This is a genomic window from Pseudomonas sp. 1D4 (assembly GCF_001728925.1).
GTDB classification, from domain to species: domain Bacteria; phylum Pseudomonadota; class Gammaproteobacteria; order Pseudomonadales; family Pseudomonadaceae; genus Metapseudomonas; species Metapseudomonas otitidis.
Map to the genome: position 1 here is coordinate 43,625 of NZ_LXJQ01000004.1, position 26,760 is coordinate 70,384.

General features: G+C 67.9%; 27 protein-coding genes and 1 pseudogene. 13 read left to right on the forward strand and 15 right to left on the reverse strand.

Features of this window, described 5'->3' with window-relative positions:
• Positions 1–127: 127 nt before the first annotated feature.
• Positions 128–565: a YqaA family protein gene (locus A7D27_RS03185; protein WP_069564062.1), complete on the forward strand. Its 438-nt coding sequence runs from the start codon at positions 128–130 to the stop codon at positions 563–565.
• Between the two features lie 25 nt (positions 566–590).
• Here A7D27_RS03185 and A7D27_RS03190 read toward each other — a convergent pair whose 3' ends face one another.
• Positions 591–860 carry a PsiF family protein gene (locus A7D27_RS03190; protein WP_069564063.1) on the reverse strand — a complete coding sequence of 90 codons (270 nt, stop codon included), beginning with the start codon at positions 858–860 and terminating at the stop codon, positions 591–593.
• Between the two features lie 131 nt (positions 861–991).
• Between A7D27_RS03190 and A7D27_RS03195 the strand changes: the two genes are divergently transcribed.
• The 8 genes from A7D27_RS03195 to A7D27_RS03230 all read left to right on the forward strand — a co-directional run bounded on the left by A7D27_RS03195 (position 992) and on the right by A7D27_RS03230 (position 5,970).
• Positions 992–2,257: an Hsp70 family protein gene (locus A7D27_RS03195; RefSeq protein WP_069560560.1), complete on the forward strand. Its 1,266-nt coding sequence runs from the start codon at positions 992–994 to the stop codon at positions 2,255–2,257.
• Between the two features lie 95 nt (positions 2,258–2,352).
• Entirely contained in the window at positions 2,353–2,565 is a 213-nt protein-coding gene (locus A7D27_RS03200) for a hypothetical protein (RefSeq protein WP_069564064.1), read from the forward strand.
• A 118-nt stretch (positions 2,566–2,683) separates the two neighbouring features.
• Positions 2,684–3,028 carry an osmotically-inducible lipoprotein OsmE gene (gene osmE / locus A7D27_RS03205; protein ID WP_069564065.1) on the forward strand — a complete coding sequence of 115 codons (345 nt, stop codon included), beginning with the start codon at positions 2,684–2,686 and terminating at the stop codon, positions 3,026–3,028.
• A 146-nt stretch (positions 3,029–3,174) separates the two neighbouring features.
• Positions 3,175–3,516: an osmotically-inducible lipoprotein OsmE gene (gene osmE / locus A7D27_RS03210; protein WP_069560563.1), complete on the forward strand. Its 342-nt coding sequence runs from the start codon at positions 3,175–3,177 to the stop codon at positions 3,514–3,516.
• Between the two features lie 114 nt (positions 3,517–3,630).
• Positions 3,631–4,167: a bacterioferritin gene (locus tag A7D27_RS03215; protein ID WP_069564066.1), complete on the forward strand. Its 537-nt coding sequence runs from the start codon at positions 3,631–3,633 to the stop codon at positions 4,165–4,167.
• Between the two features lie 83 nt (positions 4,168–4,250).
• Complete coding sequence (locus A7D27_RS03220; RefSeq protein ID WP_069560565.1) at positions 4,251–4,697, forward strand: GyrI-like domain-containing protein; 447 nt, start codon at positions 4,251–4,253, stop codon at positions 4,695–4,697.
• Between the two features lie 406 nt (positions 4,698–5,103).
• Positions 5,104–5,538: a hypothetical protein gene (locus A7D27_RS03225; RefSeq protein ID WP_069564067.1), complete on the forward strand. Its 435-nt coding sequence runs from the start codon at positions 5,104–5,106 to the stop codon at positions 5,536–5,538.
• Positions 5,539–5,748: 210 nt separating this feature from the next.
• Entirely contained in the window at positions 5,749–5,970 is a 222-nt protein-coding gene (locus A7D27_RS03230; RefSeq protein WP_069560567.1) for a hypothetical protein, read from the forward strand.
• A 2-nt stretch (positions 5,971–5,972) separates the two neighbouring features.
• Here A7D27_RS03230 and A7D27_RS03235 read toward each other — a convergent pair whose 3' ends face one another.
• Positions 5,973–7,055 carry a fatty acid desaturase gene (locus A7D27_RS03235; RefSeq protein ID WP_069560568.1) on the reverse strand — a complete coding sequence of 361 codons (1,083 nt, stop codon included), beginning with the start codon at positions 7,053–7,055 and terminating at the stop codon, positions 5,973–5,975.
• Positions 7,056–7,066: 11 nt separating this feature from the next.
• A complete protein-coding gene (locus tag A7D27_RS03240) occupies positions 7,067–8,173 on the reverse strand; it encodes a ferredoxin reductase (protein WP_069564068.1) in 1,107 nt (368 codons plus the stop codon).
• A 177-nt stretch (positions 8,174–8,350) separates the two neighbouring features.
• Between A7D27_RS03240 and A7D27_RS03245 the strand changes: the two genes are divergently transcribed.
• The 3 genes and pseudogenes from A7D27_RS03245 to A7D27_RS03250 all read left to right on the forward strand — a co-directional run bounded on the left by A7D27_RS03245 (position 8,351) and on the right by A7D27_RS03250 (position 10,446).
• Positions 8,351–8,986, forward strand: a complete 636-nt coding sequence (locus A7D27_RS03245) for a TetR family transcriptional regulator (RefSeq protein WP_044401292.1) — start codon at positions 8,351–8,353, stop codon at positions 8,984–8,986.
• 171 nt (positions 8,987–9,157) lie between these two features.
• Positions 9,158–9,304: pseudogene (locus A7D27_RS28600) on the forward strand (urease accessory protein UreE); the annotation flags it as partial.
• A 224-nt stretch (positions 9,305–9,528) separates the two neighbouring features.
• Entirely contained in the window at positions 9,529–10,446 is a 918-nt protein-coding gene (locus A7D27_RS03250; protein ID WP_069564069.1) for a glycerophosphodiester phosphodiesterase, read from the forward strand.
• Between the two features lies 1 nt (position 10,447).
• Here the strand turns inward: A7D27_RS03250 and A7D27_RS03255 are convergent, their stop codons facing one another.
• The 4 genes from A7D27_RS03255 to mdlC form a co-directional block, all read right to left on the reverse strand.
• Positions 10,448–11,923: an aldehyde dehydrogenase family protein gene (locus A7D27_RS03255; protein WP_069564070.1), complete on the reverse strand. Its 1,476-nt coding sequence runs from the start codon at positions 11,921–11,923 to the stop codon at positions 10,448–10,450.
• A gap of 104 nt (positions 11,924–12,027) precedes the next feature.
• Positions 12,028–12,966 carry a ketopantoate reductase family protein gene (locus A7D27_RS03260; RefSeq protein ID WP_069560572.1) on the reverse strand — a complete coding sequence of 313 codons (939 nt, stop codon included), beginning with the start codon at positions 12,964–12,966 and terminating at the stop codon, positions 12,028–12,030.
• A gap of 69 nt (positions 12,967–13,035) precedes the next feature.
• Positions 13,036–14,427, reverse strand: coding sequence for an MFS transporter (locus tag A7D27_RS03265; RefSeq protein ID WP_069564071.1), 1,392 nt, complete (start codon positions 14,425–14,427; stop codon positions 13,036–13,038).
• 66 nt (positions 14,428–14,493) lie between these two features.
• Positions 14,494–16,080, reverse strand: a complete 1,587-nt coding sequence (gene mdlC / locus A7D27_RS03270; protein WP_069560574.1) for a benzoylformate decarboxylase — start codon at positions 16,078–16,080, stop codon at positions 14,494–14,496.
• 105 nt (positions 16,081–16,185) lie between these two features.
• Here mdlC and A7D27_RS03275 point away from each other — a divergent pair, with 105 nt between their 5' ends.
• Entirely contained in the window at positions 16,186–17,109 is a 924-nt protein-coding gene (locus A7D27_RS03275; RefSeq protein WP_069560575.1) for a LysR family transcriptional regulator, read from the forward strand.
• 87 nt (positions 17,110–17,196) lie between these two features.
• On the opposite strand, the gene A7D27_RS03280 is transcribed toward A7D27_RS03275, so the two are convergent.
• The 8 genes from A7D27_RS03280 to A7D27_RS03315 all read right to left on the reverse strand — a co-directional run bounded on the left by A7D27_RS03280 (position 17,197) and on the right by A7D27_RS03315 (position 26,733).
• A complete protein-coding gene (locus A7D27_RS03280; protein WP_044401270.1) occupies positions 17,197–17,961 on the reverse strand; it encodes an SDR family oxidoreductase in 765 nt (254 codons plus the stop codon).
• Positions 17,962–18,807: 846 nt separating this feature from the next.
• Positions 18,808–19,737: an ornithine cyclodeaminase family protein gene (locus A7D27_RS03285; RefSeq protein ID WP_069564072.1), complete on the reverse strand. Its 930-nt coding sequence runs from the start codon at positions 19,735–19,737 to the stop codon at positions 18,808–18,810.
• Positions 19,738–19,834: 97 nt separating this feature from the next.
• Positions 19,835–20,551: an ABC transporter ATP-binding protein gene (locus A7D27_RS03290; protein ID WP_069560577.1), complete on the reverse strand. Its 717-nt coding sequence runs from the start codon at positions 20,549–20,551 to the stop codon at positions 19,835–19,837.
• Positions 20,548–21,423: an ATP-binding cassette domain-containing protein gene (locus A7D27_RS03295; RefSeq protein ID WP_069560578.1), complete on the reverse strand. Its 876-nt coding sequence runs from the start codon at positions 21,421–21,423 to the stop codon at positions 20,548–20,550. The genes A7D27_RS03290 and A7D27_RS03295 overlap by 4 nt, the downstream gene beginning before the upstream one ends.
• A complete protein-coding gene (gene livM, locus A7D27_RS03300) occupies positions 21,420–22,697 on the reverse strand; it encodes a high-affinity branched-chain amino acid ABC transporter permease LivM (RefSeq protein ID WP_069560579.1) in 1,278 nt (425 codons plus the stop codon). The genes A7D27_RS03295 and livM overlap by 4 nt, the downstream gene beginning before the upstream one ends.
• Before the next feature lie 2 nt (positions 22,698–22,699).
• On the reverse strand, positions 22,700–23,614 hold the full coding sequence (locus A7D27_RS03305; protein ID WP_069560580.1) for a branched-chain amino acid ABC transporter permease LivH: 915 nt from the start codon (positions 23,612–23,614) through the stop codon (positions 22,700–22,702).
• A 275-nt stretch (positions 23,615–23,889) separates the two neighbouring features.
• Positions 23,890–25,011 (reverse strand): branched-chain amino acid ABC transporter substrate-binding protein, encoded by a 1,122-nt coding sequence (locus tag A7D27_RS03310; RefSeq protein ID WP_069564073.1) that lies wholly within the window; start codon positions 25,009–25,011, stop codon positions 23,890–23,892.
• A gap of 438 nt (positions 25,012–25,449) precedes the next feature.
• Positions 25,450–26,733, reverse strand: coding sequence for an FAD-binding oxidoreductase (locus tag A7D27_RS03315; protein WP_069560582.1), 1,284 nt, complete (start codon positions 26,731–26,733; stop codon positions 25,450–25,452).
• Between the last annotated feature and the right edge of the window lie 27 nt (positions 26,734–26,760).

Sequence of the window (26,760 nt, forward strand, 5' to 3'; positions counted from 1 at the left end):
GCTTCCTTAATGGCCACCGAACGCAGGGCCACCGCGCGCAGAAAGCAGTTCACCTTTGCCGCGACCGTCGCTAGATTGCGCCCGCATCCCGTTGCCAGCGCCCATCCCGGATAGGTCCCCGCCTGCCATGCCCGACCTGCTCGCCTACACCAGCCTGTTCCTCGCCGCCTTCGGCGCCGCCACCCTGCTGCCCCTGCAGTCGGAGGCCGTGCTGCTCGGCCTGCTGCTCAACGGCGCGCAGCCGGCCTGGGCACTGCTGCTGGTGGCCACCGTCGGCAACGTGCTGGGTTCGCTGGTGAACTGGTTGCTGGGGCGCTACCTGGCGAATTTCCGCCAGAAGCGCTGGTTCCCCGTATCGGAATCCGCCATCGAACGGGCCCGCCGGCACTACCTGCGCTACGGTCGCTGGACCCTGCTGCTGTCCTGGATGCCGATCGTCGGCGACCCACTCACCCTGGTGGCCGGGCTGATGCGCGAATCGCTCGGCATGTTCCTGCTGCTGGTGCTGCTGGCCAAGGCAGGCCGCTACGCGGTGGTAGCGGCCCTGGCGCTGGGCTGGGGATAAGTCGTCGCGATGGGCCGTGAGCGGCCTACGGCTTCTTCAGGCATTCGCTCATGAAGGCCTTGCGCTCGTCCCCCTTGAGCGCCTTGTCCGAAGCGGTCTTGTTGCAATTGATCATGCGTTCCTGCTGGGTGATCTTCAGGCACTGCGACATGAACGCCTTGCGTTCGTCGCCCTTGAGCCCCTTGGCGGTGGCGTCGGCGTTGCAGGACTTCATCTTTTCCTGCGGGGTGGCGGCCAGGGCCGGCAGGCTGGCCAGCAGGGCGAGGACGAGCAGGGGCAGGCGGAGCGTCTTCATGGGGGAACTCCCAGGGCGGTGGTGCCGGCAAGTCTAGACGGTGCGACGGACTGCGCCGGGCCGGGCGCGCAACCGGCCCTCGCCTCGCGTATAGTGCGCGGCCGTTTTTCCACCCCCGGACCGTTCGCACCATGAGCACCACCCTCCCCGCCCGCGCCCTGGGCATCGACTTCGGCACCTCCAACTCCACCGTCGGCTGGTGGCGCCCGGACTGCGAGCCGCTGATCGTCCTGGAGGACGCCAAGGTCACCCTGCCGTCGGTGATCTTCTTCAACACCGAAGAGCGCCGCCCCGCCTTCGGCCGCCAGGCCCTGAACGAATACCTGGAAGGCTACGAGGGGCGCCTGATGCGCTCGCTCAAGAGCCTGCTGGGTTCGCCGCTGCTCAAGAGCGAGACCACCGTGCTGGGCAGCGCCCTGCCCTTCAAGGACCTGCTGGGCATCTTCATCGGCGAGCTGAAGAAGCGTGCCGAAGCCGCCGCCGACCGCCCCTTCGAGCAGGTGGTACTGGGCCGCCCGGTGTTCTTCGTCGACGACGACCCCGAGGCCGACCGCGAGGCCCAGGACACCCTGGTGGCCGTCGCCCACAAGCTCGGTTTCAAGGACGTCTCCTTCCAGTACGAACCCATCGCCGCCGCCTTCGACTACGAGCGCGAGATCCAGCGCGAAGAGCTGGTGCTGATCGTCGACATCGGCGGCGGTACCTCCGACTTCTCCCTGGTGCGCCTGTCGCCTGAGCGCCGCGACGTGGCCGACCGCCAGGGCGACATCCTCGCCACCGGCGGCGTGCACATCGGCGGCACCGACTTCGACAAGCAGCTCTCCCTGGCCGGGGTGATGCCGCTGTTCGGCTACGGCAGCCGCATGAAGAGCGACGCACTGATGCCCACCAGCGTGCACCTCAACCTGGCCACCTGGCACACCATCAACGCCGTCTACGCGCAGAAGTCCCAACTGGCGCTGAAGAACATGCGCTACGACATCGTCGACACCACCGGCATCGACCGCCTGTTCCGCCTCATCGAGCAGCGCGCCGGACACTGGCTGGCCATGCAGGTGGAAGACAGCAAGATCGAGCTGACCGAAGCCCTGGAGCGCCCCATCGACCTCGGCCGCGTCGAGCCCGGCCTGGTGGCGCCGCTGGACCGCGCCGGCTTCGAGGAGGCCGTCGGCCCGCTGCTGGAGCGCATCCGCGCCAGCGTAACGGCCATGCTGGCCCAGGCCGGCGTCGCCCTGGAGCAGGTGGACACGCTGTTCTTCACCGGCGGCTCCAGCGGCATCCCCGCCCTGCGCCGCTGCGTCGCCGACCTGCTGCCCAACGCCCGCCATGTCGAAGGCAACGCCTTCGGCAGCATCGGCAGCGGCCTGGCCATCGAAGCGCGCAAACGCTACGGCTGACCGCAGGTCGGCCCCCGCCCCCATTCGCGCCGGCCCCGCTTGCCGGCAGCGGGCGGCGGGGGCACCGTGAGGGCCTCGTCACCGGAGACACCCTCATGCGCACACCGCTTCTCCTCATCCTGGCCGCCCTGCTGCTCAGCGGCTGCGGCCTCGGCGAAACCGCCGCCACCGGCGCGGCCCAGGCCAAGGCACAGGCAGACCAGGCCCGCCAACTGCAACAGCAGGCCGACCAGCTCAAGCAGCAGATCGACCAGGCCAATGCCCAGAACCAGGCCCGCCTGGATGCCGCCGAAGACGCCACCCACTGAAGCCGCGCCGCCCCTGCCGCTCGTGACGGGGCGCCCTGCAAATATTCCTCGAACTCGCCAAGCGAGCCCGTGCTCGAACGTCCCGTAGGCCCACTGAGCCCCATGCGAGGACACCTTCATGTACAAGCACATCCTGCCCGCCGCCCTGGCCCTGGCCGCCGTGACCGGCTGCGCCACAAAGCTGGAAAACCCCACCGACTACGTCACCTACCGCAACGAGCCCCTGGTGAAGCAGGTGGAAGACGGCATGGACCGCCAGCAGGTGCTCACCCTGGGCGGCCCGCCCTCCAGCGAGGTGCGCCGCGTGGTGCATCCCGGCACCTGCAACAACTACGTGCTCAACAAGGAAGGCCACCAGCAGCCCTACTACGTCAGCTTCGACGCCAACGCCCGGGTCGATGGCAAGGGCTTCATGACCTGCGAACAGCACGAGCGCAACGAGGCCGAGGCCGCCAAGCGCTGAGCCACGCCTCCCGGGGCCTGGCCCCGGGATGACCCTGTGCCGTATTTGCCGACTGGCGCACACCCGCCGCCCCGATCCGGGCGAACCGCGGGCGGCCCCTGCTGTCCAAGCGCTGTTATCAACCGCCGACATGACGGGGACTGTGCATGCATCCGCGCGCGCTCCTGCTTGCAGCCGCTCTGGCCTCGGGGTCCGGCTGTGCGACGAAGATCGAAAACCCCACCGACTACCTCACCTTCCACAACGAGCCCCTGGTGAGCCAGGTCAAGGAAGGCATGAGCAAGGAGCAGGTACTGGCCATCGGCGGACGCCCGTCCTCCATCGTCCAGCGCAGCATCCACCCCGGCTCGTGCAACAACTACATCCTCAACCGCCAGGGCCACCAGCAGGCCTATCACGTCAGCTTCGGCGCCAATGGCCGCGTGCAGCACAGCGGCTTCATGACCTGCGGCCAGCGCGAGACGGTGGAGCGCGACGGGCTGTTCTGAAGCACAGATTTCCTAAACCTTTTCTGCTTCGCCGCACTCACACACCAGGGAGGCCGCTGCGCCTGCGACCCCAGAGTCGTGCCACGGCCCGAGACCCCGTGAAGGAGAACCCCGATGAGTGACGTGCAACTGACCGATGTGAACACCCTGCGCCAACGCGCCCGCCAGAACGTGCTGGATGGCGCCGTGACCGAGGGCTACAACGCCGACCGCGCCACCGTGCTGCGCCTGCTGAACGAAGCCCTGGCCACCGAGCTGGTCTGCCACCTGCGCTACAAGCGCCACTACTACATGGCCACCGGCCTCAAGGCGAGCATCGCCGCCGCCGAGTTCCTCGAACATGCCCAGCAGGAGCTGCAGCACGCCGACCAACTGGCCGAGCGCATCGTGCAGTTGGGCGGCGAGCCCGACTTCAACCCCGCCGGGCTGGAGGCGCGCTCCCACGCCCAGTACGTGGCCGGCCGCAATCTGCGCGAGATGGTCACCGAGGACCTGATCGCCGAGCGTATCGCCATCGACAGCTACCGCGAGATCGTGCAGTTCCTCGGCGACAAGGACCCGACCACCCGCCGCCTGTTCGAGGAGATCCTCGCCCAGGAGGAGGAACACGCCGACGACATGGCCGATATCCTCGAAGACCTCAAGGAATGATCGCTCGGGGCCATCATGCCCCTTGATCCCGGCGCGCGCTGGCCGCAAAGTCTGCCGAGCAGACTGCCGAAGAGGACACGGCCATGCGCGCGCGCATCATCGAACGCCCCGCCTTTCAAGTCATCGGACTGGAACGCCCGGACGCCCCACCAGAGGACATCGGCCAGTTGTGGGAGCGCTTCCTGCCCCGCAGCGAGGAGATCAGCGGCCGCGATGGGGTGCCCTGCGGGCTCTGCCTGCACCGCCCCAACGGCGAGCTGGGCTACCTGGCCGGCTACCCGGTCAAACCGGGCACCCCGGTGCCGGACGGCATGACCCTGATCGACGTCCCCGCCGGCCGCTACGCCGTGTTCACCCACGTCGGCACCGCACCGGACATCGCCCTCAGCTTCCAGGTGATCCACGACTTCCTGCTCGCCGAGCGCGGGCTGGAAGCCGGCCCCGGCATCTGCTTCGAGGAATACGGCGACGGCTTCCACGGCCCCCACGACCCGAAGTCGGAAACCCTGCTCTGGGTCCCGGTGTTCTGACCCCGCCGCCCTTGCCGGCAGCGTTCTCGTCGGCGCTGTCGCTGAACCTGGCCCAACGGGTCGGCCTGCAGGGTGAGGCGGGCCCGGGAGGCGGCGGCGCGTCGCCGTCCTGCTTCGGGGTGTCGAAGGTCCAGTTGTTGCGCCCATCGGTCTGACGCCGCAGCTCCCCCCGTGGCTCAGCGAGGTCGATGCGAGGCCGGATGGCTCCGCAAACGACCCGCCCCGTCACCCTGATCACTCCCCCTGCGCGCCGCTCAGGCAACGCAAATTGCTGATTCGAAACGGTATTTCCAACCATCAGCGCCGTCGATGGCGACTATCGCGGTTGTTCACTTCCTGACCAGCGTGCCGCTGCGGAACATAGGCCCCGTCGCCACAACGGCCCCCCACTTCCAGGAGAACCACCATGAAAAGCCAAGCCCTCGCCGCCCTCTTCCTCGCCGGCCTGTTCGCTGTACCGGTCGTCCAATCCGCCGTGTCCTACACCGTTGCCGAAGATGGTTCGGCGCGTACCCAAGGCTTCCGCGTTGCTGAAGACGGTTCGGACCGTACCCAGGGCTTCCGCGTCGCTGAAGACGGCTCGGACCGTACCCAGGGCTTCCGCGTTGCTGAAGACGGTTCGGACCGTACCCAGGGCTTCCGCGTTGCTGAAGACGGTTCGGACCGTACCCAGGGCTTCCGCGTTGCTGAAGACGGTTCGGACCGTACCCAGGGCTTCCGCGTTGCTGAAGACGGTTCGGACCGTACCCAGGGCTTCCGCGTCGCTGAAGACGGCTCGGACCGTACCCAAGGCTTCCGGGTTGCTGAAGGCGGTGCTGATCGCTCCAACCGCGTGGCCTGATGCGAGCCAGCGGTAACGGCAGTCAAAGCCCGGCACAGGCCGGGCTTTTTGTTGGCTGTATCCAATGAGGTGTTACGGGGCCAAGCTGGTTATCAGGATCAACGCCATCACCTCCATCAATGACCACCATCGCCCACCTTCACTTCTCCCCGGGCGCCCGATCCGTACCCTAGGCAACGTGTTCTTCAACCCTTGCAGAGGAGTCCGATCATGAAAGCCCACGCCCTCGCCGCCCTCTTCCTCAGCGTCCTGTCCAGCGCCGCCTTTGCCCTGCCCGCCGAACACCCGCCCGTGCTCGGTGAAGCCCGCGATGGCGCGGCCGAACGGCCGGTGCTGGAGCCACTGGCCGGCAACCCGGTTCAGCAGGCCCCCGACCAGCGGCTGGCCGAAGGCGGCTCGGACCGCCTGCTGCGCGCCCACGGCGTCGCCTGAGATCAGGCCGCCGGCAACGCGGTCTCCGGCCGGCGGTAGACCCAGATGCGCCGCAGCACGGTGGCGAACTGCCGGGACAGGCGCCCGGTGTTGTACTCCTGCCCGTAGCGCCGGGCGATCTCCCGCACCTCCACCGCGAGCTGGCCGTAACGGCGGGCCGGCAGGTCGGGAAAGAGGTGGTGCTCGATCTGGTGGCTGAGGTTGCCGGTCATGAAGTGCAGCAGCGGGCCGCCCTCCAGGTTGCTGGAGCCCCGTAGCTGACGCAGGTACCACTGGCCACGGGTCTCCCCTTCCAGAACTTCAGGCGGGAACACAGCCGCCCGCTCGGTGAAATGCCCGCAGAAGATCACCGTGAAGGTCCACAGGTTGCGGATCAGGTTCGCCAGCGCATTGCCCGCCAGCACCGCCCAGGCATTGGCCCCCAGCAGCAGCGCCAACAGCGGGAACACCCCGTAGTCCTTGACCAGTTGGCGCAACACCTTGGCGTTGAAGGTGCGCAGGCGCGGGCGCAGTTCCTCCAGGGTCATGCGGCCCTTGAGGTACTTGTCCAGGCGCAGGTGCTGCACTGCCACGGCGAACTGGAACAGCAGCGCCTGCAGCGTCACCCACAGCGGCTGCCAGCGGAAGAACGGCTTCCAGCGCTGCTCGGGGAACAGCCGCACCAGCCCGTAGCCGACATCGTCGTCGTGCCCCAGCACGTTGGTGTAGGTGTGGTGGATGTGGTTGTGGGTGTGCCGCCAGAAGTCGGCCGGCCCGACGATGTCCCACTCGTAGGTGCGCCCGGCGAATTCCGGGTCGTTCATCCAGTCGTACTGGCCATGCATGACGTTATGGCCCAGCTCCATGTTCTCGATGATCTTGCCCAGCCCCAGCAGCAGGCTGCCCAGCAGCCAGGTGGGCGGGAACCAGCCCAGCATCAGCAGGGCCCGGCCGCTCCAGCAGCAGGCCCGGGCGATGCTGCGCACGCGGCGGATGTAGCGGGCGTCGGTCTCGCCCAGGTCGGCCAGGGTGCGCTGGCGCAGGGCATCCAGTTCTTCGCCGAAGGCACGGGCAGCCTCGGCATCGAGGGGGCGGTCGTGGCGCATGGCAGTCCTCGTCACAGGTCGAGCGTCACATCGCCCACCGGGGCGCTGACGCAGAGGCGGATGGGTTGGTCGGGCTCGTGCTGGATGGCGCCGCTGCGCAGGTCACGCACCGCACCGCTGAGCAGCCGGCAGGTGCACTGCGCGCAGACGCCCTGGCGGCAGCCGTGGGCCGGCCGCAGGCCCAGGGACTCGGCCTGTTCCAGCAGGCTGCCGTGGGTGTCGCCCTCACCGTCGACGCGGGAGCGGGCGAAGCCCAGGCGCACGGCCTGGCTGGCTGAAGACGGCGCCGTGCGCGGCAGGCTGAAGGCTTCCAGTTGCAGGCGACCGGCGCGGGGCGCGGTCTGCCACCACTGGCGCACCGTGTCGACGAAGCCGTGGGGGCCGCAGACCAGCAGGTCCCGAGGCGCCAGCCCGGCCAGGTGCTCCGGCTGGAAGCGCCCGGCCAGTTCACCGGGCGCCGGCGCATCGCCGCTGAGGCCCCAGCGCACGTTGAAGTTCGGGTAGCGATGGGCCAGGGCCAGCAGCTCATCGACGAAGGCCCGCTGGCCCCGTTCGCGCACGTAGTGCAGCAGCGTCACCGGCGCGGAGAAGCCCCGCGCCAGCGCCTCCCGCAGCAGGCCGAGCAGCGGCGTGATGCCGCTGCCGGCGGCCAGCAGCAGCACATCGCCCTGTCCCTCGGGCCAGCTCAGCTCGCCTTCGGCCTGGCCCAGCTCCAGCACCTGGCCCACCTCCACCCGTTCCAGCAGGTGGCCGGACAGGCGCCCGCCCGGCTGGCGACGCACCGCCAGCTCGAAACGGCCATCACCGTGCACGGCGGTAAGGCTGTAGCTGCGCGCCAGGCGCACGCCGTCCAGCGCCAGGTGCAACTGCACATGCTGGCCGGCCCGCCAGTGGCGGGCATTGCCGTTGCAGCGCAGAGTCAGCGCCAGCATGTCCTGGGCCACCCAGCGGCGCCCCTCGACGCGGGCGAACACCCGGTTCAGGCGCAGCACCGGGTGCAGCCGGGCGAGAAAGAAATCCACCTCCGACTCGCGCAACCAGGCCCGGCGCACCAGCGCACGCAACGGAGCCAGCCACGCGCCGAGTCGGCGGGCCAGGGGAAAGGGGATGAGGGCCATGGAGCTATCCAGTGAACAGTCGTGCACTAGGCTGCCTGATGGCAGGAATTCCAGTCAACAGTCGTTCACTGAAAAATCCGACGCCCGCTCTCCAGCCCCACCGGGCGCCGCGCAACTTGCACCAATGCGGTGACAGCCCCTAGAGTGCGGCCCATTCTTCGGCCTCGACTTCGCTCCATGTCCACGACGCCCCGCTCGGAACAGAAACAGCAGACCCGCCACGCCCTGATGGACGCGGCGCGCCAGTTGATGGACAGCGGACGCGGCTTCGGCAGCCTGAGCCTGCGGGAAGTCGCCCGCACCGCCGGCATCGTGCCCACCGGCTTCTACCGCCACTTCGCCGACATGGACCAGCTCGGCCTGGCCCTGGTGGAGGAAGTGGGCGAGACCTTCCGCGCCACCATCCGCGTGGTGCGCCACAACGAATTCGAGATGGGCGGGATCATCGACGCCTCGGTGCGCATCTTCCTCGACGCCGTCGCCGCCAACCGTGGCCAGTTCCTGTTCCTCGCCCGCGAGCAGTACGGCGGCTCGCAACCGGTGCGCCAGGCCATCGCCGCCCTGCGCGAGCGCATCACCGACGACCTGGCCGCCGACCTCAAGCTGATCAACCGCATGCCGCACCTGGACGACGACGCCCTCGACGTGGTCTCCGACCTGGTGGTGAAAACCGTCTTCGCCACCCTGCCCGAGCTGATCGACCCGCCCGCCCGCGACCTGCCGGCGCACCTCACCCCGGCGGCGAAGATCACCCAGCAACTGCGCTTCATCATGATCGGCGGCAAGCACTGGCACGGCCTCGGCCGGGCCTGAAGCGGACCGAAGCGTCCGCGCACCATTTCGACCCACGCCACGCACCTGCAGCACGCACCCGAGCGCCCCGTCCTTGCGCATGCCCACACCGCAGACCCGCGCCCCGGGCGTTTCGTCGTCTTGGCAAGCCCCTTGCTCAGGTACCGGCATTGCACACTGCCGGAACTGCCCATGCCGGTCATCCAGGAACGCCTCCCGCCCCGCGAGCAGTGGGATGAATAACTGCTGCTCACCCACGAAGCGCGAAGCCCAAGCCGCCTGCGCTGCTTCACCGTCACCGATGAAGACGTCGGGCTGTTTCTCGAACAGGGCCAGCCGCTGGCGAAAAACCGTCCGGCGGGCGGCAGCCCGCGGGCTGCAGGGCCTGCAACGATCCGCCCAGAAGATATCCACAGGCTGGCCCACCGTTTCTGTGGGCAGAACCGGTCCCTCGCCCACGCGCGGGGCCCTGGGACACATCGCCGCTCGCGGCGCTTTCATGTCTTTGTCATAGTCGCCGGGTCTGATTCGGCACGCCCGTCTTCATCGAAATGGAAGCCCCCATGAAACGCTTTGCCCGGTTCTGCCTCGTTCCGCTCTGCCTCCTGGCCATCGCCCTGCTGGGCATGGCCCTGACCAGCCGCCCGGTGGAACGGCCGGCGGTGCTCGCCGGGCTGGGGGACCGCCCACTGGTGATCGCCCATCGCGGCGGCCGCGGGCTGTGGCCGGAGAACACCCTGTTCGCCTTCGAGCGCGCCGCCGCGCTCGGGGTGGACATGCTGGAGATGGACCTGCGCCTGACCGCCGACGGCCAGGTGGTGGTGCTGCATGACGCCACCGTGGACCGCACCACCGAAGGCAGCGGCGCGGTGGCCGCCCTCAGCCTCGCCCAGGTGCAGGCGCTGGACGCCGGCTACCGCTGGACCGCCGACGGCGGCGAAAGCCACCCCTACCGGGGCCAGGGCGTGCGCATTCCCACCCTCGACGCGGTGCTGAAAGGCTTCCCGCAGATGGCCAAGGTCATCGAGATCAAGGTGCCCGACGTGGGGCTGGAAGAGCGCCTGTGCACAGCGCTGGAGCAGTCCGGGCAGCGCGACCGGGTCATCGTCGGCAGCTTCTACGAACGCAGCCTCACCCACTTCCGCAGCGTCTGCCCCGGCGTAGCCACCTCGGCCGGGCCGACCTCGGTGAAGCTGCTGGTGGTGCTGCAGACCCTGGGCCTGGAGCGCCTGCTGAGCCCCTCCTACGAGGCCCTGCAGATCCCCGAGGAGCACGCCGGGATACACCTGGCCACACCGTCGATGATGCTCAGCGCCCGTGAGCGCGGGCTGAACGTGCAGATGTGGACCATCAACGAACAACCGGTGATGCAGCGCCTGCTGGACATGGGCGCCCAGGCGCTGATCACCGACTACCCCGACCGCGCCCTGCAGTTGCTGGGGCGGTCGACTCACCTGAGGTCGCAAGCCGCCGCTGAATGACTCAGAACGGATAGTCTCGCGGCCGGTGCTGAACACTGATCCAGTGATCGCGGGTGAACTCGTCAATCGCCCACTCGCCATTGAAGCGCCCGAGGCCGGAGTTCTTTTCTCCGCCGAAAGGCGCGTGGGCCTCGTCGTTGACCGGTATGTCATTCACATGGGTCATGCCGGCCCGAATGCGTCGGGCAAAGCGCACGCCGCGTTCGAGGTCGCGGGTGAACACGGCACTGGACAGTCCATAGTCGCTGGCATTGGCCAAGGCCAGGGCATGGGCTTCGTCATCGGCGCGTAGCAGGCCGATCAGCGGGCCGAAGATTTCATCGCGGGCGATTTCCATCTCGGGCTTCACTTCGCCGTAGACGTGGGGGCCCATCATCAGACCTTGCACCCCGCCTTGGTACAACGGCTTGGCCCCCTCTCGACGGGCACGGGCGACCTTCTCGAGCAGCCCTTCGAGCTGCCGTGGGTTGATGATCGGACCGATAGCCGTGTCGGCCAGATGGGGGTCGCCCACCTTGAGCTGACGGACCCGTTCGACGAAGCGCTGGGCGAAGGCGTCGTACAGCGGCTTTTCGACAATGATGCGGTTGATGGCCATGCAGATCTGCCCCTGATGGAGGAACTTCCCGAACACGGCCGCCTTGACCGCCTGTTCCAGGTCGGCGTCGGCCAGCACGACGAACGGGCTGTTGCCCCCCAGTTCCAGGGCCACGTGCTTGAGGTGCGCGCCCCCGCTGGTAAGGGCCCCGATGCGGCGCCCCACGGGGGTCGAACCGGTGAATGTGACGAGCCCTGGAACGGGGTGTTCGACGAAGGCATCGCCGATCTCCTGACCCGATCCGACCACCACACTCAGCACCCCGGGCGGCAACCCGGCCTCTTCGAAGATCCGCGCCAGGAGCAAGCCTCCGCAGACGGGGGTATCACTGGAGGGCTTGACCACCACGGTGTTACCCAGCGCCAGGGCCGGGGCCAGTGAGCGCTGGGTCAGGTGGAAGGGGAAGTTCCAGGGGCTGATCACCCCCACTACGCCAATGGGGCCGCGGTACACACGGCTTTCCTTGCCGGGAATGTTCGAGTCGAGCAGACGCCCCTGGACACGGCTGGGGAACGAGGCGGACTCCAGGGTGATGGCACGGGCCGCAGCCCACTCGAGGCTGGCTTTCAGGCGGGTACTGCCCGACTCGCGAATGATCCAGTCGATGATCTCCTCGCGCCGCGTGTCGAACACCGCTACGACACGCAGCAGCAGTTCGGCACGCTCTGCCGGGGCACGGCCTGCCCAGTCCGGCTGAACCTCGGCGGCCTTGGCATAGGCCAGGTCGACGTCACTCTGGTTGGCTTGGAGGATTTCCACCAGCAAGTCGCCGTCATAGGGATCGACGGTGCTCAGCCACAGCGGGCTGCGGCCGTGACGCCACTCGCCGGCGATGGGTTGCAGGTGAAGATCCCCATAGGGGGCATTGGCAGCGCTCATGCTGAGACTCCTTCAATGGCGGGCAATAGAGACGGGGTGTCGATCAGCGACTGTCCGGGGAAGGGAAGATGGGGCCTGCGATGCCCCCGCCCTTCCCTGAGCGGTCACGCCGGTGGTTCAGCGGACAGTGCTCGCGCCTCGACCAGTCGCACCAGTGCATACAGGGTGTCCACCCGGGGCACGGGAACCCCGGCCTGGCGAGCACGGGCGATGACTTCGCCATTGATCGAGGCGATTTCCGTGGGGCGACCGGCAAGGACGTCCTGCAGCATGGAGGGCTTGTGGGTGCGGTGATGGGCCATGGCATCGGCCACGCTCGCCAGGCAGCGCTGGAGATCGGCCTCGACGCCCGAAGCCTGGGCGACTGCGATCACTTCCTGGACGATTTCGCGGGCGAGGACGAAGCCTTCGGGAACGGCATCCAGTTGCCCCACGCTGCAGCCGGTCACGGCGCACAGCCCGTTCATCGCAGCATTGAAGGCGACCTTCTCCCAGATCGACGTCCACACGTTGCGGTCCAGGGAGCAGTCCAGCCCGGCTCCCGCCAGGACGGCAACCATCTCGGCGGCGGCAGGCCGCTCGACAGCATCCAGTGTCAGCAGCCGCACCACGCCGCGCCCGTGGGAGCGCACATGGCCAGGCTCGAGCATGTCGGCAGGCCAGTTGGTCATCCCGATCATCACCTGCTCCGGGGCCACGTGGCGGCTCAGTGTCTCGGCGTTGCCCAGGCCATTCTGCAGGCTCAGCACCAACGTATGGCTGGCCAGGTGCGGACGGATGCTCGCCAACGCCTGGTCAGTATGCAGGGTCTTGGTGAACACCAGCACGGCATCGGCATAGCCTGATACCTGCTCAGGACGGCAGGTCGTCATGCCTGCGATGCGCCGGTCCCCGTCATCGGTCTCCAGGCGCAGGCCATGCCGGCGGATCGCCTCCAGATGGGCATCGTTGACGTCCACCAACGTCACGCTCTGGCCGCTTTCTGCAAGCCGCCCGCCGAAAAGCGAGCCCATGGCTCCAGCCCCCAGAATGGTGATGTTCATCAAGCACCTCCTTGATAGCGTCGGCCATGCCGACTCACTCGAATGCAACGACCTGAACGGTCAAGCGGATCATTGGGGGCTCGGCGAGCGTCGCGGGATGTGGCGCCGCACCAGGGCCAACGCCACCAGCGCCAGCAACATCACACTGCCCAGAAGCGCCAGGTAGCCCTGAGCCCCTCCCAGGGTGATGACCGAGGCCCCGACAAATGCGCTGAGGATCGCCCCCAGGCGACCGAACGCCAGTGCCGAAGCGGTACCCGTTGCCCTGACCCCGGTGGGGTAGATGAAGGCACAGAGCGCGTAGAGCGTTGACTGCACGGCATTGACGAAGAGCCCGTGCAGGGCAAAGCCGAAGATCAGCAGGCTGGCGTTCTGATGAATGTCGATCAGCTTCATGGCGAAGGCGCTGATGGCGCCGCCGGCACAGCAGATCAGCAAAGGCCAGAAGGAGCCCCAGCGGGTCATGGCAAGCGCACAGATCAGCGCCCCGATCACCCCGCCCAGGTTGTATGCGGTCAGGCCAGAGCCTGCGACGGAAAGCGCCAGCCCCTCGGACTGAAGCATGGTGGGAAGCCAACTGAATGCGCTGTACACCGCCGTCAGGCACATGAAGAAGGCAATCCATATGGCCACCGTGTCGCGCCCGTAACCGGCCATGAACAGATTCCGGAAGCCGTCGTGGGACACAGCGCCCTGCTCCAGGGCATCCACGTAGCGCAGGCCATCAGGCATCGGACGCGCCATGCGCCCGAGCAGTCGTCGCAGCTCTTCCCAGCGCCCTGGGCGGCGCGCCAGGAAGCGTGGAGACTCGGGCAACCCAAACCAGAGCAGGCACCCCAGCACCATGGGCAACGCCCCGCCGATGAAGAACAGCATCCGCCACCCGTAGAGCGGCAGTACCTGCCCGGCGAACAGGCCGGCCAGCATGCCCCCCAAGGGAACACAGACGATGGTCGCCGTTACGGCAAGGGTGCGGTGCCGTGCCGGCGTGAACTCGGCGGTCATGGTGGTGGCGCTGGGCAGTGCACCGCCTATTCCGAGGCCGGCAATGAAGCGCAACAAGGCTACCGTCAGGGCATCCGGTGCCAAGCCGATCGCACAGGTCGCAGAGCCGAAGAGAAATACGCTGGCGATGACGGCCATCCGGCGTCCGAAGCGGTCAGCGAACAACCCCGCACACGCACTGCCAATCCCCATCCCGATGAGTCCAGCCGCTACGGCTGGGGCGAACGCCTCACGGGTGATGCCCCACTCCTGGATCATCAACGGGATGGCAAAGCCAATCAGTTGACCGTCGAAGCCATCCAGGACAATCGAGAACGCGGCCATCAAGACCACAATTTTCTGCATCCGGGTATAGGGCCCCTCGTCGAGCAGGGCGGCGATATCGGCCGTCCCTCCGCGAAGCCCCGGCTGTGGGGGCACTGCATCCAGCACGTCATTGACGGTGATCGTCTTCATAGCCACCTCGTTCTTGTTCTTGTGGTGAGTACCGACCTGAATCGGCCGGGGCGTGGTCTTTGCGTATCAGGGCTCGATGGTCAGCGTGGGCACCTCAATCAGTACGGGCTCATCGCCCTCGAGTGCTCGGGCCAGTTCGTGCCGCAAGGTCCTGGCATCGCCGGCCTGCACAGCGCGCACGCCGTAACCGCGCCCGATCTGGCAGAAGTCGAGACCTGGCACGTCCAACCCCGGCGCATCGGGTACATCGAGCACCCCGGCGAACCAGCGCAGGGCGCCATAGGTGCCGTTCTTGAGGATGATGAACACCACCGGGATACGGTACTGAGCCGCCGTCCAGAGCGCGCTGATGCCGTAGTTGGCCGAACCGTCGCCGATGATGCCGATCACGCGGCGCTGGGGCTGTGCCAGTTGCACCCCGACCGCTGCCGGCAGGCCGAAGCCCAGTCCGCCGGCAGCCGGAAAGAAGTAGCTGCCCGGCTGGCGCATCTCCACCCGTCTCCAGAAGGCCCCCACCGTGGAAGTGGACTCTTTGACAAAGATGGCGTCCTCGGGCGCCAGCTCATCGATGACCTCGAAGACGGCTTCAGGATGCAGCAGGCCCGGCGCCTCGCCCCGGGGCTCAGGCCGCGGGAGTGCCCGGGGAAGGGGCCGTGTACTGCGCTCCACCTGCTCCAGCAGGGCCTCCAGGGTGAGGGCGATATCACCGACCAGGGCATCCCCCATCGGCGCACGGGCCGCTTCACCCGGGTCGACGGTCAGGTGGATGAGCTGGGTGCCCGCCGGCAGGTAGTCCCCCGGCACGAACTGGTGGTAGCGGAACACGGGCGCCCCCACCACGAAGACCAGATCGTGTTCGGCCAGCGCCCGAGACAAGCCTGCGATGGCGGCCGGCAAGACGCCACGGAAGCACGGATGGCGGGTGGGGAACGGGCAACGTGAAGCAGAGGGTGCGACCCAAGCGGGCATGCTCAAGCGCTCGGCCAGTTGCACGGCCAGGGGATTCGCACCGGCTCCGTCGACATCCGGCCCCAGCACCAGTACCGGGTTGCAGGCTTTCGACAGGCGCTTCGCCAGGTCGGCCAACTGGCTTGGCGATGGCATCCCGGCATCGGCCACCGTGCGGGAAACCAGGTGCTCGACTCCGGCTGCAGCGGGTTGCCCCCAATCGTCATAGGGGATGGACAGGTAGACCGGTGCTTTCGGTGCCAACGACGCCATGTGGATGGCCTGGCTCAGGGCGCGGGGCACATCCTGCGCACAGGCCGGCTCCGCACTCCACTTCACCAGCGGCCTGGGCAGTTGAGTGGCGTCGACATTGGCCAGCATCGCCTCGACCCCGATCATCGAACGCACCTGCTGGCCTGCGCTGATCACCAGGGGGCTGTGGCTGTACCAGGCATTGGTCAGGGCCCCCATACCGTTGCCGGTACCGGCGGCCGCATGCAGGTTGACGAATGCCGGCTTGCCGCTGGCCAGTGCAAAGCCGTCGGCCATCCCCACCACGGCCCCTTCATGCAACCCCAGGATGTAGCGAAAGTCCTCGGGGAAGTCCTTCAGGAATGGCAATTCGTTCGAGCCGGGGTTGCCAAAGACGGTTGTCAGGCCATGGCGGCGGAGGATGTCGTAGGACGCTTGATGGACCGTTTTCATACCAATCCTGCTCTTCAAGGGATTGGCATGACTCTCATGGCCCGCTAAGAATCAATCAAATCGATAATTCGTCTAAATAATATAGATGCCATCTATGTGAATCTCATGACCCAGATCGACCTCAACCTGATCCGAACCTTCGTGGTGCTCTACGAAGCAGGCAGCGTGACCCTTGCGGCTGAACGCCTGTTCGTGACCCAACCGTCTGTCAGTCATGCCCTGGGGCGGCTGCGTGATGTGTTCGAAGACCCTCTGTTCACCCGCTGCCGTGAAGGCGTCCAACCGACCTTCGTCGCTGAGCAGCTCTACGTCACGCTTCGCGAAGCACTGACGCGCATCGAAGAGGCCGTGCAAGCCGTGCATCACTTCGATCCGGCCAGCACCGAGCGGCGCTTCCGGATCGCGCTCAGCGACCTGGGTGAAATCGGCTTTCTACCGCTCATACTCGAACGCCTGAATCGGGAGGCCCCCAGGGCTGAAGTGGAGGTCCTGCCGCTGCAGATCGACCAGGTCGGGGATTGGCTGGCCAGCGGCAAGGTCGATACGGCCATCTGCCGGCAAGCCGTTGCGGGAAGCCGCAGTCAAGCCCTGATCCGGGAGCGGTATGTATGCCTGCTCAGCGCCGATCACCCGCGCATCGACAACCACCTGGGCCTGCCGGCCTACCTGCAGGAGCGCCATGTCGTGGTGACACGCAGCAGCGGGCATGGCAGCACCGAGGATGTACTCAAGGCCATGGGCGTGGAGCGCCGTATCGCCCTGCATGTCCCGCATTTCTCGGTCCTGCCCAAGCTGCTTCCCGGAACCGACCTGCTCACGGTGCTGCCGGCCCAGATTGCCTACCTGTTTGCAGCGGAGGGCGGCTTGAAAGTGCTGGAACTGCCCTTCGAGGTACCGCCATTCGACGTTTCTCTGCACTGGCGCGCCAGCAGTGAGCGCTCCCCTGCACTGGAATGGTTCCGCCGGACCATTGCCGACGCCATCATCGCCGGGCAGAGCCACCAACCGAAACCGATGCCCTCGGCCTGATGCAGCGCCTGCTGGACACGGGCACCCAGGCACTGATCACCGACTCCCCCGACCGCGCCCTGCAGTTGCTGGGGCGGTCGCCCCGCCTCACTTCGCTGAGCGATCGATGGCGAAGCCGGCCCAGGTCTGGCTCACCGGCATCAGCTCCAGGGTGTTGATGTTGATGTGGGCCGGCTGGTTCATCACCCAGAAGATGGTCTCGGCGATGTCCTGCGGCTGGATCGGCTCGGCCCCGGCATAGGTCGCGTCATAGCGCGCCTGGTCGCCGCCGAAGCGCACCAGGGAGAACTCGCTCTCGCACAGGCCCGGCTCGATGTCGGTGACGCGCACACCGGTGCCCACCAGGTCGTTGCGCAGGTTCAGCGAGAACTGCCGGACGAAGGCCTTGGTGCCGCCGTACACGTGGCTGCCCGGGTAGGGGTAGGTGCCAGCGATGGAGCCGAGGTTGACAATGCCGGCGCCCCGGCCGTGGGCGATCAGGCGCGGCAGCAGCAGGCGGGTGCTGTAGAGCAGGCCCTTGATGTTGGTGTCCACCATGGTGTCCCAGTCATCCAGGCTGCACTTGGGCGCCGGGTCGGTGCCCAGGGCCAGGCCGGCGTTGTTGATCAGCCCCTGCAGGCGGTCGAACTGGGCGGGCAGGCCGGCGATGGCGGCCTCCATGGCCTGGCGGTCGCGCACGTCCACCGTCAGCGGCAGCACCTCGGTATGGGCCGAGAGTTCGGCGGCCAGGGCCTTCAGGCGGTCTTCGCGGCGACCGGTGATGACCAGCTTCCAGCCCGCCTGGGCGAAGCGACGGGCACAGGCTTCGCCGAACCCGGAGGTGGCGCCGGTGATGAACAGGGTGGATGTCATGGAATCTCTCCTCGCTGGGGCGGGCTATGTCACGGGGCGCCCACAGTGCCAGAAAGCGGGCGGGTTCTCCTAGCCCGTGGCGGATTTCCAGGCGGCCGCCAACGGGCCCTTGCAGGGCGTGGGATTGCGCCATCCGCCCCCAGGTTTTCCACAGGCAGGCCACAGGCTGTTCCACAGATCATGGGGACAACTCCAGCGGGCCTGGCCACCCCGGACCGGCCGTTCGCCTTCGTTCGTGAACGCCAGCAATCACGCGGCCTTCACGAAGTCACGGGGACGTGACTGGTGATTTTTCGTGCAGCCTGACCGGCGCCCCGACGGCAGGGGCTGCCGGCCAGGGCTCCAGAGCTTGCCCACACAGTTATCCACAGGCCGCGGGGATAACTGCCAGGGCACTTCAAGGCCCACGCGCAAGCAACTGTTCTGCTTAAAAAAAGCCTGGCTGTACGAATCCCGAGCAAGCGCCGCGGACGACCGCCGGTCGGGCCTGGCAGCCAGCTGCCCACATGTTTTCAACAGCCCGGTCCACAGATTTTGTGAGCAGCCCGAAGTGCCCGCCTGCCGCCGGTAGGGGCGCATTCATTCGTCCAGGAAGCGTGCGGTGCCATAGGGTGGGCTTCAGCCCACGCTGACCACCGCTGGTGGGCTGAAGCGGAACGCCGCCCGGCCCACCCTACATGGCCGCCGCGCACGGGGCATCGCCGCTCGGGGCGTAGGGTGGATGGCGCTCTTTCCATCCACCAAGGGCGTTCGCCATGCCCCCGTCTGGTGGACCGGTGAAGCGCGGTCCACCCTACGTCCTTCGCGAGCAGAGCTCGCTCCTACGGGCGAGATGGAGCGCCTGACTCAGGCGCTGGCCAACAGCAGGCGCGCAGCCACCAGGTCTTCCAGGGCGTAGCCCACCGACTTGAACAGGGTGATCTCCGTGGCATCGCGCCGGGCGCCGCACCCGGCAAGCAGGTCGCGCAGTTCGGTGTCGAGGCGGTCGGCGTCGAAGGCGCCGTCGGCCATGGCGAACAGCAGGTCGCCGGCTTCCTCCAGCGCGCCTTCGCGGGTGTCCACCACTACGCGGGCACGGCCCACGGCGGCGGAGTCGGTCTCGCGCATGCTCGGCAGGAAGGCGCCGACCAGGTCGAGGTGGGTGCCGGGGCGCAGCCATTCGCCCCGCACCAGTGGCTCGCGGGAGGTGGTGACGCAACTGATGCAGTCCGCCGTGGCCACGGCACTGGCCAGGTCGCGGACCGCCTGCACCGGGTAGCCCTCGTCGCGCAGCGCGGTGGCCAACGCCGCGGCCTTGCCCGCGTCACGGCCCCAGAGTTCGATGCGGCGGTACCCGCGCACGCAGCCATGGGCCCGCACCATGTGCCGCGCCAGGGTGCCGGTGCCCACCACCAGCAGGCGCTCGGCGTCGGCGCGCACCAGGTGGTCGGCCGCCAGGGCCGAGGTGCAGGCGGTGCGCCGGGCGGTGAGTTCGGAGGCTTCGAGCAGGGCCAGGGGCTGCCCGGTGACGTCGTCGAACAGGGCGAATACCGCCGCCACGGCGGGCAGGCCCTGGGCGCCATTGCCGGGGAACACCGTCACCAGCTTCACGCCGACGCCCTGCCCGGCGCGCCACACCGGCATGCACAGCAGCGAGGCGTCCTGCGGCAGGGCGTGGCAGGCGCGCACCGGCGCCTCGGCAGGCTGTTCCAGGCCCTGGCGCAGGGCTTCGATGAGTGCGGGATAGGCCAGGGTCGCCGCGACCTCGGCATTGGTGAAGAAACGGATGCTGGACATGACGCGCTCCTTTGCCGCCACGGCCACCCTGCCGGTGGCCGCGTTCCTGGGGCAGCCGCCCCCGGTGGCCCGGGTGGCGGCGTGGGGTGACGGCTGGCTAGTGGCCGCCGAGGTAGGCGTTGCGCACCTCCTGGTTGCCCAGGAGTTCCTCGCCGGTGCCGCTCATGCGGATCTCCCCGGTGACCATCACGTAGGCGCGGTCGGAGAGCTTCAGCGCGTGGTTGGCGTTCTGCTCCACGAGGAAGAGGGTCATGCCGCTCTTCGCCAGCTCGCGCAGGGTCTGGAAGATCTGCTTGACCACGATGGGCGCGAGCCCCAGGGACGGCTCGTCCAGCAGCAGCAGCCTGGGCCGGCTCATCAGCGCACGGGCGATGGCGAGCATCTGCTGCTCGCCGCCGGACATGGTCATGGCGCGCTGGTTGCGCCGTTCCTTGAGCCGGGGGAAGAGGTCGAACATGCGCTGCATGTCCTCGTCGGCATGGGCGGTGCCGATGGGGATGGTGCCCATCAGCAGGTTCTCCTCCACGCTCATGTCGGGGAACACGCGGCGCCCCTCGGGGGACTGGGCGATGCCGTTGGAGGCCACGTAGTGCGGCGACTTGCGGGTGATGTCGATGCCCTGGTAGAGGATCTGCCCGGCAGCCGCGCGGGGCTGGCCGAAGATCGACATCAGCAGGGTGGACTTGCCGGCCCCGTTGGCGCCGATGAGGCTCACCGTCTCCCCTTCGTTGATGTGCAGGCTGACCTGGCGCAGGGCCTGGATGGGCCCGTAGAAGACGTCGACGTCCTTGAATTCGAGCAGGGGGGCACTCATGCGACCTCCTCCTCGTCGGCGCCCAGGTAGGCGGCGATCACCTTCGGGTCGTTGCGGATCGCGTCGGGGCCGCCCTGGGCGATCACCATGCCGTGGTCCAGCACCACGATGTGGTCGGAAATGCTCATCACCATGCCCATGTCGTGCTCGATCAACAGTACGGTCAGTTGGTGTTCGTCGCGCAGCGTGCGGATGATCCGGCTGAGCGCCTCGGTTTCTGCCGGGTTGAGGCCGGCGGCAGGTTCATCCAGGCAGATCAGTTGCGGCCGGGTGCACATGGCGCGGGCGATCTCCAGTCGGCGCTGCTGGCCGTAGGAGAGTTCGCCGGCCAGGCGGTTGGCGCAGTCAGTGAGATCCACCACCTCCAGCCAGTAGAAGGCGTGGTCCAGGGCCTCCTGCTCGGAGCGGCGGAAGCCCGGGGTGTTGAGCACGCCGGCCAGCAGGCTGCGGTTGACCCACATGTGCTGGGCCACCAGCAGGTTCTCCACCACCGACATTTCCCGGAACAGGCGGATGTTCTGGAAGGTACGAGCCAGCCCGGCGCGGTTCACCAGGTGGGTGCCGCCGAACATCTTGTAGTAGAGACGGCTGCCGAAGCGCGCCGGGTTGACGAAGTCGGTGGGCTGGAAGGGCTCGCCGAGCACCTGGATGACGTCGGTGGAGGTGCCCCCGGCGTCCAGCAGAATGCTGCCGCCGGTGGCCTTGTAGAAGCCGGTGAGGCAGTTGAACACCGTGGTCTTGCCGGCGCCGTTGGGGCCGATCAGGGCCGAGATGGAGTGGCGCTGGATGTCCAGGCTGACGTCGTTGAGGGCCTTGATGCCGCCGAAGTGCATCATCAGGTTGCGCACGCTGAGGATGGTGTCCTGGCTCATGGCGCAACTCCTTTGCGCGGGGCGAAACCGGCACGGCTGATGCGGATCAGCCCGCGCGGCCGCCACATCATCATCACCACCATGAGGATGCCGAACATCAGCACCCGGTAGTCGGCGAAGCTGCGCAGCATCTCCGGGGCGATGGTCAGCACGAACGCAGCGATCACCACACCGACGGTGGAGCCCATGCCGCCGAGCACCACGATGGCGAGAATCAGCGCCGACTCGAAGAAGGTGAAGGACGAGGGGTTCACGAAGCCCTGGTAGCTGGCGAAGAACACCCCGGCGAGGCCGGCGGTGGAGGCGCCGAGCATGAAGGCAGAGAGCTTCACCAGCACATGGTTGAGGCCCAGGGAGCGACAGGCGATCTCATCCTCGCGCAGCGCCTCCCAGGCCCGCCCGACGGGCATGCGGGTGAGGCGGTGCTTGATGTAGAGCACCAGCAGCACCACCAGGAACAGCACCACATAGATGAACAGGAACTTCAGGTTGGGGTTGTAGGCGATGCCGAGGAACTCGTGGATCGGCGTCCCCCCGTCCTTGGCCCGCCGGCCGAACTCCAGGCCGAAGAAGGTCGGCGACGGCACCGACATGCCGTTGGGGCCGCCAGTGAAGCTCAGCCAGTTGTTCAGCACCAGGCGGATGATCTCGCCGAAGCCGAGGGTGACGATGGCCAGGTAGTCGCCGTGCATGCGCAACACCGGGAAGCCGAGGATGGCCCCGGCCAGGGCGGCAGCCAGGGCGGCCAGCGGCAGCACGCTCCAGAAACCCAGCCCCAGGTGCTCGTAGCCCAGCGCCAGGCCGTAGGCACCGATGGCGTAGAAGGCCACGTAGCCGAGGTCGAGCAGGCCGGCGAGGCCGACCACGATGTTCAGCCCCAGGCCCAGCAGCACGTAGATCAGCCCGAGGATGACCACGGTGAGCAGGTACTTGCTGGCGAAGAAGGGGAAGATCACCGCGGCGACGATCACCAGCGGCAGCACCCAGCGCAGGGCGCTGCGGTGGTCCGGCGGCAGCACATGGACGCCGGAGCCGCCGCGCTCGAAGCGCTCCAGCAGGCCGGCACCGCCGGCGCTCTGCAGGTACAGGCTGAGGAAGAAGCGGCCGACCACCACGGCGCCGACCATCCAGGCGACGCGCTCCGGCTGCAGGTTGAAGCTGTAGCCGTCGAGCACCACCCCGACGATGGGGCCGAACACGATCAGCGCCAGCAGGCCGGCGACGATGGCGTCCACCAGGCTCTTCTTGATATCGATCTTGGAGGCAGAAGACATGCTTACACCTTGGCGACGTGCGGGCGGCCGAGCAGGCCCTGGGGACGGAAGATCAGGATCAGCACCAGCAGGGAGAAGCTGAAGACGTCCTTGTAGTCGGTGTTGACCATCCCGGAGAACTGCGCCTCGGCGACCCCGAGGATGATCCCGCCGAGCATCGCCCCGGGCAGCGAGCCGATGCCACCGAGCACTGCGGCGGTGAACGCCTTGATGCCGATGATGAAACCCGCATAGAAGTCGAAGGTGCCGTAGTTCATGGTGATCAGCACGCCGGCCAGTGCGGCCATGGCGGCGCCGATGACGAACACGTAGGCGATCACCCGGTCGGTGTTGATGCCGAGGATCGAGGCCATCTTGCGGTCCTGCTGGGTGGCACGGCACATGCGCCCGAGCTTGGTGCGCTGGATCACGTAGGTGAGCACGCCCATGCCGATGAAGGCGGCCACCAGGATGAACACCTTGGTGTAGGTGAGCTGCACGAAACCGTCGCCGATGTGGAACTTCAACGCGCCGTCCAGCAGCGTGGGCACGCCCTGCTGGCGGGCGCCCTGGGCCAACTGCACGTAGTTCTGCAGGATCAGCGACATGCCGATGGCGGAGATCAGCGGCGCCAGGCGTGTGGAGTTGCGCAGCGGCTTGTAGGCGATGCGTTCGATCACGAAGCCGTAGACGCCGGTCACCGCGATGGTGAACAGCAAGGTGCCGAGGATCAGCAGCGGGAAGGATTCGAGCCCGAAGAAGGCCAGCAGCGCGAGGCCGATGGCCGAGAGGTAGGCGGAGATCATGTACACCTCGCCATGGGCGAAGTTGATCATGCCGATGATGCCGTAAACCATGGTGTAGCCGATGGCGATGAGCCCGTAGACCGACCCGAGGGTCAGGCCGTTGATCAGCTGTTGCAGGAAGATGCCGTCCATTGATCAGTCTCGTCTTCTGGAGGACGGGCCTTGGGTTCGGCCAGCCCCCGCGAGTGAAATCGGACGGGTGCCACTGAATCGCCGTGTTACGTCGGGCAGTCGCCTGCGCGGCACAAGCAGGTGGGATTCGAGCGGGACCCGGAATACACCGACCGGCCAGGTACGGGTGGCACCTGGCGGGCCGGCCGAGCCATTACACCGGGGGTCGGTCGCTCGCAGGCCGGGCGGCGTCATGGACACCGCCGGGCCGCCGCGCGGCCGTTCCCGGCCGGCGCTTACTGCTGGTGGTACTTGCCTTGGTCATCCCACTCGTAGATCACGTAGTCGGACACCTTCAGGTCACCCTTGGTGTCCCATTCCTTCTTGCCCATCACGGTCTGCACCGGGTTCGCCTTCAGCCAGGCGGACGCCTTGGCCGGGTCGTTGGCGCCGGCGCCGTTGAAGCCCGCAGCCAGGGCCTGCAGGGAGGAATAGGCATAGAGGGTGTAGCCTTCCGGCTCGAAGCCGTTGGCGCGGAACTTCTCGATCACGGCGGCACCGTCGGCGATCCTGCGCGGGTCGGCGCCGAAGGTCATCAGCACGCCCTTGACGTACTGCGGGCCGCCGGCGGTGGTGATCAACTCGTCGGTGACGATGCCGTCGCCGGAGAGGAACTTGGCCGTCAGGCCCTGCTCGCGCATCTGCCGGACCAGCGGACCGGCCTCGGGGTGCAGGCCGCCGAAGTAGACCACTTCCGCCCCGCTGGCGCGGATCTTGGTGACCAGAGCGTTGAAGTCCTTCTCGCCACGGGTCAGGCCCTCGTACAGCACCTCCTTCACGCCGCGCTTGGCCAACTGCGCCTTGGTGGCGTCGGCCAGGCCCTGGCCGTAGGTGTCCTTGTCGTGGACGATCGCCACCTTGGTGGCCTTGAGCACGTCAACGATGTAGTCGCCGGCGACGATGCCCTGCTGGTCGTCACGGCCGCACATGCGGAACATGCCGGACAGGCCACGCTCGGTCACCGTCGGGTTGGTAGAGCCGGGGGTGATGGCGATGATGCCCGCCTCGTCGTAAACCTCCGACGCCGGGATCGTGGAGGAGGAGCAGAAGTGCCCGACCACACCGATGGCCTTGTCCTGGTCCACCAGGCGGTTGGCCACCGCCACGGCCTGCTTGGGCTCGCAGGCGTCGTCGGCCTTGACCAGCTTGATCTTCTCGCCGTTGACCCCGCCGGCAGCGTTGATGTCCTCGGCGGCCTGGGTCGCACCACGCCAGTACTGCTCGCCGAAGGAGGCGTTGGCCCCGGTGTGGGGCCCGGCGACACCGATCACCACATCGGCGAACGCCAGGGAAGACAGACTCATAACACTGGAAACCGCAACAGCCAGAACACCTTTCTTGAAAGACTTGTGAGGCATGGGAGTTGTGCTCCTGAGGGAGGTTATGTGTGGGCAGCGGTTACTTCAGCAAGCGCCGTGCCACTCGTTTTTGCGCATCCTGAAAAAACGTCGTACAGCCCTCCGAACCGTCTGGAACGGCAATGTGCAACCCGCCTCCCGACAAAGGTGCAACCAAGCAGAACCCATGACTCCGGGCACTTGCCAGGCAATAGCAACCCACGGCGCCGCAAGCGCAACCCCTGGTAACTGCCACTGTCACCGAAGTGCACACGCCTGGTGCGCGGGCGGCGGGCTCGCGCACCCATACAGGCTAGTGCATGACCGCCCGGGCGGCGGTCCGGATTGCCGACAGTGTGATGGACACGGCGTCGCAGGCCGGGCGAAGGCCCGGCGTGGCGTACCGCCGTCGTAAAGGGGCCGCACCGCGCCCGGCCGGGCGGTCGGGGCGGTGGCCCATCAGATGACCACCCGCAGGCATTGCCCGGCGTGGTAGAGGGAGAAGCCCAGCTCGTACAGGCCGCTGCGCAGGCCCACGGCGGCCACCGGCGTCATCGGCTGGAAGGGCATCGGCAGGGCATCCGGCGAGGCGCCCAGCAGGTAGTCGGCGAAGGCGCGCCCGACCACGGTGCCGGTGGTGACGCCCCGGCCGTTGTAGCCGGTGACCGCCACCAGCCCGGGGGCTGGCTCGAACAGGCGCATCAGGTGGTCCGGGGTGAAGGCGATGCAGCCGGTCCAGGTGTGGGTCCACTCCACCTTGCCCAGGTAGGGGAAGTAGTGGCCCTGGATGCGGTCGGCCCAGGCCTTGAGGAACCACAGCGGCTTCTGCGCGCCATTGCCCAGGCTGCCCAGCAGCAGGCGGCCCTCGGCGTCGCGGCGGATGCTGCTGAGCACCTGGCGGGTGTCCCAGGAGCCCTGCCCGCCCGGCAGGATGCGCGCGGCGGCCTCGCCGGTCAGCGGCGCCGAGGCCACCTGGTAATAGAAGCCGGGGAAGAAGTGGCGGCGCAGCTCGGTCCACTCCCCTTCGGTGTAGGCGTTGGAGGCGATGACCACCTGGGGCGCCATCACGGTGCCGCGCTCGGTGGCGACGCACCAGAGCGAGCCCTGGCGCTCCAGCCGGGTCACCGCGCTGTGGTGGAACAACTGGCCGCCCTGCCCCACCACCGCCCGCGCCAGCCCCCGGGTGTAGCCCATGGGGTTGAGGGTGCCGGCGCGGCGGTCCAGCAGGGCCGCCGCGATGCGGTCGGTGCCTGTGGCGTCGCGGCAGGCCTGGCCGGTGAGCAGCTCCACCGGGGCGCCACGCCGCTGCCACTGGGCGCAGCGGCTGGCGAGGTCGGCCTGGCCGCGGGCGTTGTGGGCCATGTGCAGGGTGCCTTCGCGGCGCAACTGGCAGTCGATGCCGTAGCGTTCGATCACCTCGAACACCTGGGCCGGGGCGCCGCCGAGGGTGCGGTTGAGGCGCTCGCCGACCGGCTCGCCGAGCCCGGCGACGATGTCGTCCGGCGGAATCCACAGGCCGGCGTTGACCAGCCCGACGTTGCGCCCGGAGCCGCCGTGCCCCGCTTCATGGGCCTCCAGCACGCACACCCGGCGCCCCGCCTCCAGCAGGCGCAGGGCGGCGTTCAGGCCGGTGATGCCGCCACCGATGACGCAGACGTCGGCCCGGACCTCGCCGGACAGCGCAGCGGCCTCGGGCAACGCCGGTGTCACGGACTCCCAGAGACAGGACGAACGCAGGGACATGCACGACTCCTCAGGGCCGCTGTAGCG